Here is a 1,434-nt window from a genome sequence, read left to right on the forward strand (position 1 = left end):
GCGCAAGATCATCAAGACGCGCGGGCGCGCAAGATCATCAAGACGCGCGGGCACTTCCCCAGCGACGACGCGGCCACCAAGCTGATCTGGCTGGCACTGCGCAACATCACGGCTGACTGGGGACGCGCAGCCAAGGAGTGGCGCCCCGCGATGAACCAATTCGCTGTGGTCTACGAAGAGCGATTCACACTGCCGGCGCACGGCAGTCGATAAGCGAGTCGGCCAATAGCCAATTCATCTCAACCGCCTCGCACACAGAAATCCTGACAGCCCCTGAACAACAGCGCCGCAACACCATGCCGAATCTCGCAACCCACGACCACTACCTGGCRGGAGTCTCCGTTCGGCAGTTGCACCTCAACCCAACTGCCGCGAGGTGGCAGCTCCGTTGCCGAAGCGAACGTGCCATCGACGACGTACCACTTGCCCAGCTCGAGACCGTCGAGCTGCGGAGCAAGTTCTGCAGTGACCACGAACGAATCGACAAGAGTGAGCAGCGATTCCACGGACCACAGTGTACGCATGCAGGTGCGCTTGGGGCTGCTCTCCGATTCGGGACCGAGATTGCGGCCCGTGGGCCACCGGCCGATCGTCAAAGCAGCCGGTCGCGAAGGGCTGCTCGTGGCCGACAAGCGCCTCAAACGCGAGGCTTGAACTGCCCTGGGTCGTAGAAGAACTGCTCTTCCAGAATGCTGTCGCCCGCCCATCTTTGATAGGCCAGTTCCTCGAAGTGAATGGCTCGGCCTTCACCATCAACGTAGGCGAATTTCCATCGAATGACCACCATGTCTCCTTCGATGAAGATGGGACGAACGCATCGGGCGCTCATGTCCCGGACGGAGGCTTGGGCGGCGATCTCGCGCGCGAGAAGCGCCGACTTGCCGACTCGGGGTTGCGCCCGATTCTCACGCATCGAAGCGTTTTCGGCGTAGAACCTGTTGAGTGCCTCGATGCCGTTGCCGCCTTCAACCAGCTCGATGAAGGTCTCTACCGTTTGATGTGTTGGCATTCCGAGATTCTCCTCCGGGTTGCCGGCGAGCTGTTGCACGCCCAAGAGGAATTCGGACATTGGGGTCGTCTGAAGCAGTCTGTCGCAAACGACAGCAGTTGGCCGAATGTTGCCTGTCATCTGTCTCGCCTGGTGGCCTGGGGGGGCGACCCGTTGCATCTCCGGCCAACGTGTGCCTGCGAAGCGCTTCGCTGAAGACTGGCTGATGCCAGTCTTGTCAGCTTTTCCGCTCGGCGCCGGGTTCCCGAAGGCTCCTGATGAACTTGATGCCTGCGGAGATTCCGAGTACGACAAGGCCAGCGAGCGCAACGACGAGGATGAATGCCTCGCGTGCCCAGAGCATCAGCAGGCTCAGAAAATCCGGGCGCTTACCACTTGGGTAGGGGTAGTAGTACGACACCGCCATGCACGCGACGAGTAGGAGC

The 1,434-nt window shown here is 61.1% G+C and carries 2 protein-coding genes and 1 pseudogene; 1 reads left to right on the forward strand and 2 read right to left on the reverse strand.

The genetic code is table 11. The features are described 5' to 3' along the window. A pseudogene (locus AC1DXV_RS34595) lies at positions 1–213 on the forward strand (IS256 family transposase); the annotation flags it as partial. A gap of 424 nt (positions 214–637) precedes the next feature. Here AC1DXV_RS34595 and AC1DXV_RS34600 read toward each other — a convergent pair. Further along, entirely contained in the window at positions 638–1,069 is a 432-nt protein-coding gene (locus AC1DXV_RS34600; protein ID WP_477874240.1) for a nuclear transport factor 2 family protein, read from the reverse strand. A gap of 157 nt (positions 1,070–1,226) precedes the next feature. Next, positions 1,227–1,434, reverse strand: a 208-nt coding sequence (locus tag AC1DXV_RS34605; RefSeq protein ID WP_477938043.1) for a hypothetical protein, incomplete at its 5' end; no start/stop codon positions are given.

Source organism: Rhizobacter sp. P3_C12 (genome assembly GCF_056402735.1).

Excerpts from the sequence above, each read along its gene's own strand:
- AC1DXV_RS34600 (WP_477874240.1), bottom strand. The coding sequence starts at position 1,069 with ATGTCCGAATTCCTCTTGGGCGTGCAACAGCTCGCCGGCAACCCGGAG.